We start from the raw sequence: 5,682 nt of genomic DNA on the forward strand, positions 1-5,682 counted from the left end.
CGGAGCACGAGCGGAGCGGCGCCGGCCGCACCGTGGCCGCACGGGACGCCCGGGGGCGACGCGCCGGGCGTACCCGGGTCGCGGCCCCGACCGCGCGCGGGGGCCGGCGCCGGGCGCTCTGGATCTCGATCGGCGCGGTGGCGGCCCTCGCCGGCGTGGCCACCGCGGCGGTCCTCTACCTGACCCGGGACCGGCACCCGGAGCTGGACTTCCAGGCGTTCGACAACGGCACGCGGATCCCGGCCGCGCGGACCGGCCCAGCGACATGTTCACCGCGACGCTGGGCGACCGCGCCTATCTGGCGTACCCGCGGGACGACGACCGGCTGGAGGTGGTCGCCGTCGACGCGGGCACCGGCAAGGAGCTGTGGCGCCGGCAGAGCGCGGTGCCCGCCGAACAGTGGGACCGGATCGTCGCCCTGCCCGACGCGGTGGCCCTCGTCGCGGACGCCGCCGGCACCAGCACCCCTCGTGAGCTGGAGGTCCTCGACGCGGGCTCCGGCCGCCAGCGGTGGCACCACCCGGTGCACGGCGACGACGAGTTCTTCTTCGGCACGGACGTGATGGTGCTGGCCGACCGGGACGGACACCGGCTGGTCGGCCTGCGGGTGAGCGACGGTACGGAGAAGTGGAGCCGCGCCGACCCGCGCGACCAGTACGGCAACTCGCGCACCAGCGTCCACCTGGTGACCAGCGAGGAGGGCCTGGCCGGGCCGGGCTTCGCCGGCGGTGGCGCCCGGGATCCCTGGCAGGGCGAGGTCCGGCGGATCGTGCAGGTGTCGTCGGACCGTTCCGTCCGCCTGATCGACATGGCCACCGGCGCGGTGCTGCGCCGACGCACCAACGTCGCGGAGCCGGACGACCTGGTCGTCGCGCACTCGGACGGGCTGTACGTGGCGAACGACGACGGCGGGTTCCAACTGCTCGCGTACGACCTGGGGAGTTCGGCGGAGCCGACGGTGCTCTACCGGGCGCCGGACGACCGGGACCGGCCCAAGGGGCTGGTGCCGTGCGGCGAGCACCGGGCCTGCCTGCTGGAGGTGGCCGACGCCGACCCGGCGACCGCCGTGGTGGTGGCCGCGGCCGAGGGGAAGAAGGCGGAGCGCTGGTCCGCCCCCGGCGCCGACCTGTTGGTGCCGCTCGGCGAGCGGGTGCTGGCCCGGCGGACCTACCCGGATCCGGCGGTCACCCTCTTCGGGCCGGACGGGCAGCGGGTGCTGGACGCGCGGGACGGGGTGGCGGTCCGGGTCGACGCGGGCAACCTGCTCGTCTTCGCCGAGCCGCTGGGCAGCAGCGAGGACGACCGCAGCGTCGCCGGGGTGGGCGCCGAGTCCGGCCGGGTCGTCGAGCTGGGCCAGCTCAAGGACGTGCGCGGCGAGTCCTGCTCGTGGAACACCGAGGTGATCGCCTGCGGCTCGGCGAAGGACTTCGTGCTGCACCGCTTCGCCGCCGGCTGACCGCAGGCCTCCGGCCAGCGCGGATCAGTCAGCCCCGGTGCCGAGGCCGCGGAAGACCGCCAGGGTGGCCGGGTCGTCGATGGTCGCCGGGACCGGCTCGTCCCGCCCCTCGACCAGCCCGCGCATGGTCCGGCGGAGGATCTTGCCGGAGCGGGTCTTCGGCAGCGCCGGCACCACGGTCACCCGACGGAACGCGGCCACCGGGCCGATCCGCTGGCGGACCAGGGCGACCAGCTCGCCGGCGAGGGCGTCCGGGTCCACCTCGGCGCCGGCCTTGAGCACCACGTACCCGCTGGGGACCTGACCCTTGAGGGCGTCCGCGACCCCGATCACGGCGCACTCGGCGACCGCCGGGTGGCCGGCCAGCACCTCCTCCATCGCCCCGGTGGAGAGCCGGTGCCCGGCCACGTTGATCACGTCGTCGGTGCGGCCCATCACGTAGAGGTAGCCGTCGGCGTCGAACCGCCCGCCGTCGCCGGTCAGGTAGTGGCCGGGGAAGGTGGACAGGTAGGAGCGGACGTACCGCTCGTCGTCGCCCCACAGGGTGGGCAGGCAGCCGGGCGGCAGGGGCAGCCGGATCACGATCGAGCCGTCCGTGCCGGGCGGGACCTTCCGGCCGGTGCCGTCGACCACCCGGACGTCGTACCCGGGCACCGGCACCGACGGGGAGCCGGGCTTGATGGGCAGCGGCTGCAGGCCGCGCGGGTTCGCCGCGACCGGCCAGCCCGTCTCGGTCTGCCACCAGTTGTCCACCACCGGCACGCCGAGGTGCTCCCCCGCCCAGGCCCAGGTGTCCGGGTCGAGCCGCTCGCCGGCCAGGAAGAGGGTACGGAGGCTGCTCAGGTCGTACCCGGAGATCAGCGCGGCGTCCGGGTCCTGCCGGCGGATCGCCCGGATCGCCGTGGGCGCGGTGAACAACGCGGCCACCCGGTGCTGGGCGACCACCCGCCAGAACGCGCCCGCGTCGGGGGTGCCGACCGGCTTGCCCTCGTACAGCACGGTGGTCGCGCCGGTGAGCAGCGGCGCGTACACGATGTAGGAGTGGCCGACCACCCAGCCGACGTCGGAGGCGGCCCAGAAGACCTCGCCCGGCCCGATGTCGTAGACGTTCCGCATCGACCAGCGCAGCGCGACGGCGTGCCCGCCGTTGTCCCGCACCACGCCCTTGGGGTGGCCGGTCGTACCGGAGGTGTAGAGGATGTAGAGCGGGTCGGTCGCGTTGACCGGCACGCAGCCCACCGGCTCGGCGTCCGCCATGACCTCGTCCCAGGTCAGGTCCCGGCCGGGGAGGAGCGGGGCGGGCCGCTGCGGCCGTTGGACGATCACGCAGTGCGTGGGGGCGTGCGTCGCCTCGCCCAGCGCGGCGGTGAGGATCGGGTGGTAGTCGACGACCCGGTCCACCTCGATGCCGCAGGAGGTGGCGACCACCACCTTCGGCCGGGCGTCGTCGATGCGGACGGCCAGCTCGTGCGCGGCGAAGCCGCCGAAGACCACCGAGTGGACCGCGCCGAGCCGGGCGCAGGCCAGCATCGCGATCACCGCCTCCGGCACCATGGCGAGGTAGAGCAGCACCCGGTCGCCCCGGCCGACGCCGAGCCGGCGCAGCGCCCCGGCGAACCGGGCGGTCTCCGCCAGCAGCTCCGCGTAGCTGTAGGTGCGTACCGTGCCGGTGACCGGGCTGTCGTGGATCAGCGCGGGCTGGTCGCCGAGGCCGGCCGCCACGTGCCGGTCCAGCGCGTTGTGGCAGGTGTTCAGCACCCCGTCCGGGAACCAGCGGTACAGCGGCGCCGCGCCGTCGTCGAGGATCCGCTCCGGCGCCCGGAACCAGTCGATGTCCGCCGCCGCGTCCCGCCAGAAGCCGGCCGGGTCGGCGATGCTCCGCTCGTACGCTGATCGATACGCGCCCATGGCCCCATGCTGCGCCCGCAGGCCGGGCGGCACGACGGTCGGTCCGGGTCGGTGCGCCGGGCGCACGACCCGGTCGCCGAACGGCCCTCGGGCCGTGCGGTTCGTCGTTTTCGTCCACCCCGCAGCTGGGTACCGGACCGCCATGGACACGAACACGAACGCCTACCTCGTCGGTGGTCCCCGCGACGGCAGCAGCCAGGACGCGGGTGACCGGGCCCTGCTGGAGCTGGAGATCGACGGCATGATCCATCGCTACATCCGGACCACGAAGCAGCACGGTGACGGCGGCACGGTCTACAACTACGACGGCATGGTGGCCCCGGACGGCGGTCTGCCCGGCGTCGAGGATCCGGCCGCGCGGGTCGCCTCGCCGAAGGCGGACGCCGAGGGGCACGGCGGCACCCATTGAGCACCCGCTCAGCCGCTCGGGATCGCGGATGAACCGTGCCCCGCCGGGTAAGCAGCCGCCGTCCTGGTGGAGTGACGACCGGCGTCGCGGCATCCCGCGACCGGACGCGCGGGCGGGCGGCGCGACGCCGACCCGCCCGCGGGTACCGGGATCAGTTCCCGGTGACCCAGTTCCAGGCCGTCACCACCCACTCGGTCTGCTGCAGGTAGGCGACGCCCACGCCGGCCAGGAAGAGCGCCGTCACCAGGTGCGCGCCGCGGGCGCTGCGCCGCACCCGGCCCAACTGCCGCTCCCAGACCAACCGGCCGAGCAGGCGGGAGAGCGCGAAGAGGCCCACCGCGGTGAGCAGGCTCAGCACGAAGGTCAGCAGCGGCGCGGTGAGGTCGCCGCGGCCGGAGATCGCCCAGATGCCCCAGCAGACGAAGGCGAAGAGGCCGCCCGCCGCGCTCCACTCGCCACCCCGGCGCAACTGCGCCAGGTGCCAGCCCATCGGCCGGCGCGGGGCGGCGCCGCCGGACCAGTCGGCCGGGTCGACGGCCGGGAACTGGTCGGTACGCGGGGTACGCCGCTGCCCCACCGGGGCCACCCCCCGCCGGAACGCGTCCCGTTGCGTCGGCACCCCGACGCCGGGCTGCGGCGGCACCTCCACGGTGCGCTCGGCCCACGGCTGGGTCTGGTCCGCCATCTCGTGTCCTCCCCCTGACCGACGCCGGCCACGTTTCCGAGGGTAGCGACCCGGCAAATCAGTCGCCGACCCCGACGGTGATGGGTTACACACATCCGATGACCGATGTGGTGTTGCCCCGCGCCGAGGACTTCGACGAGATCGCCGGGCTGCTGGCCCTGGCCTTCCACGGCGGTCTCGACCCCGAACTGCTGGAGGTCGAGCGGGGGATCTTCGAACCGGAGCGCGGGCTGCTGGTCCGCGACGGGACCACCGCGGTCGCGCACGCCGCGGCGTTCACCCGGGAACTGGGGGTGCCCGGGGCCAGCGTGCCGGCGGCACACGTGACGATGGTCTCGGTCGCCCCGACCCACCGCCGCCGGGGTCTGCTCACCGCCCTGATGCGCCGCCAACTGCGGGAGATCCGCGACGCCGGCCGGGAGCCGGTCGCGGTGCTCTGGGCCAGCGAGGGCCGGATCTACCCCCGGTTCGGCTACGGCCTGGCCGCGCAGCGGCTCACCATCAGCTGCGACACCACCGAGCTGCGCGTGCCGGAGCCGGCGTCCGTCCCGGGCACGCTCCGCCTGGACCAGCCGGCCGCGCGGCAGGCCGAGCTGGCCCGGCTGTACGACCGGGTCCGCGCCGACCGCCCCGGCTGGTCAAACCGGGACGAGCGCTGGTGGCGGTACGTGCTGGCCGACGTGAAGAGCCTGCGGGAGGGGGCCACCGAGCGGCGGGTGCTGCTGCACGAGGGGCCGGCGGGGCTGGACGGGTACGCGCTGTTCCGGACGAAGGAGGAGTGGGACCGCGGCGGCCCGCGCGGGGAGGTCCGGGTCGACGAGGTGGTCGCGGAGAACCCCGACGCGTACCTGGCGCTGTGGCGGCTGCTGCTCTCGATCGACCTGACCCGGCGGTTGTCCTGCCGTACCGCCGCCGTGGACGAGCCGCTGTTGTGGCTGGTGAACGAGCCGCGCCAGCTCGGCGCCCAGCTCTCCGACGGGCTCTGGGTACGCGTGGTCGACCTGCCCGCCGCGCTGGCCGCCCGCCGGTACGCGACCGACGTCGACGTGGTGATCGAGGTCACCGACGAGCTGCTGCCGGAGAACGCCGGCCGGTGGCGCCTGGTCGGCGGCCCGACGGGGGCGACCTGCACGGCCACCGCCGAGCCGGCCCGGCTCGCGTGCGACGTACGCGCCCTCGGCGAGCTCTACCTGGGCGGCGCCGGGCTCGGGGCGCTCGCCGCCG

5 protein-coding genes are annotated in these 5,682 nt (G+C 75.4%); 3 read left to right on the plus strand and 2 right to left on the minus strand.

From position 1 onward, the window contains the following. The first annotated feature begins 265 nt into the window (after window positions 1–265). The gene (locus tag JNW87_RS33810; protein ID WP_161557832.1) at window positions 266–1,456 is read left to right on the plus strand and encodes a PQQ-binding-like beta-propeller repeat protein; all 1,191 of its coding nucleotides are present in this window, start codon (window positions 266–268) and stop codon (window positions 1,454–1,456) included. A 24-nt stretch (window positions 1,457–1,480) separates the two neighbouring features. Here the strand turns inward: JNW87_RS33810 and JNW87_RS33815 are convergent, their stop codons facing one another. Then, the gene (locus JNW87_RS33815) at window positions 1,481–3,364 is read right to left on the minus strand and encodes a propionyl-CoA synthetase (RefSeq protein WP_238455087.1); all 1,884 of its coding nucleotides are present in this window, start codon (window positions 3,362–3,364) and stop codon (window positions 1,481–1,483) included. A gap of 142 nt (window positions 3,365–3,506) precedes the next feature. Here JNW87_RS33815 and JNW87_RS33820 point away from each other — a divergent pair, with 142 nt between their 5' ends. Further along, a complete protein-coding gene (locus JNW87_RS33820; RefSeq protein ID WP_109801969.1) occupies window positions 3,507–3,773 on the plus strand; it encodes a hypothetical protein in 267 nt (88 codons plus the stop codon). A gap of 151 nt (window positions 3,774–3,924) precedes the next feature. On the opposite strand, the gene JNW87_RS33825 is transcribed toward JNW87_RS33820, so the two are convergent. After that, window positions 3,925–4,458, minus strand: a complete 534-nt coding sequence (locus JNW87_RS33825; RefSeq protein WP_109801968.1) for a hypothetical protein — start codon at window positions 4,456–4,458, stop codon at window positions 3,925–3,927. 98 nt (window positions 4,459–4,556) lie between these two features. Here JNW87_RS33825 and JNW87_RS33830 point away from each other — a divergent pair. Beyond that, window positions 4,557–5,682: GNAT family N-acetyltransferase (locus JNW87_RS33830; RefSeq protein ID WP_238455088.1), on the plus strand; the 1,126-nt coding region annotated here is incomplete at its 3' end.

The sequence above is a fragment of the Micromonospora sp. ATA51 genome (assembly GCF_016802855.1).
GTDB lineage: Bacteria > Actinomycetota > Actinomycetes > Mycobacteriales > Micromonosporaceae > Micromonospora > Micromonospora sicca.

Excerpts from the sequence above, each read along its gene's own strand:
- JNW87_RS33810 (WP_161557832.1), top strand. The coding sequence starts at position 266 with ATGTTCACCGCGACGCTGGGCGACCGCGCCTATCTGGCGTACCCGCGG.
- JNW87_RS33815 (WP_238455087.1), bottom strand. The coding sequence starts at position 3,364 with ATGGGCGCGTATCGATCAGCGTACGAGCGGAGCATCGCCGACCCGGCC.
- JNW87_RS33820 (WP_109801969.1), top strand. The coding sequence starts at position 3,507 with ATGGACACGAACACGAACGCCTACCTCGTCGGTGGTCCCCGCGACGGC.
- JNW87_RS33825 (WP_109801968.1), bottom strand. The coding sequence starts at position 4,458 with ATGGCGGACCAGACCCAGCCGTGGGCCGAGCGCACCGTGGAGGTGCCG.